General features: G+C 69.8%; 1 protein-coding gene. It reads left to right on the plus strand.

Going from position 1 to position 388, the window contains the following annotated elements:
- A partial coding sequence (gene acpS, locus AC0IYH_RS29715) for a holo-ACP synthase (RefSeq protein ID WP_471837661.1) occupies positions 1-388 on the plus strand: 388 nt, incomplete at both ends.

Here is a 388-nt window from a genome sequence, read left to right on the forward strand (position 1 = left end):
TCGCCCTTTCGATCGAGCGGTTCGGGGAACGGTTCGAGGCGCGGGTGTTCACCGACGCGGAGCGGGCGAAGGCGGCGCGGCGGCCGTTCACCAAAGCGGGTACGCTGGCGAAACGGTTCGCGGCCAAGGAGGCGTTCTCCAAGGCGGTCGGCACCGGTTTCAAACGCGGCGTGTTCATGAAGGACATCGGCGTCGTCAACGCCCCCTCCGGCGCGCCGACGCTGGCGCTGTCGGGCGGCGCGCAGGCGGCACTTGACGCGCTGGTCCCGCATGGCATGGCCGCGCGAGTGCATCTGACCCTGACCGACGACCACCCCTGGGCACAGGCTTTCGTGGTGATCGAGGCGATCCCCCACCCGGACGCGAGCGACTGTAGGAAGCGACGGTG

Source organism: Pseudomonas sp. AC463 (assembly GCF_979253585.1).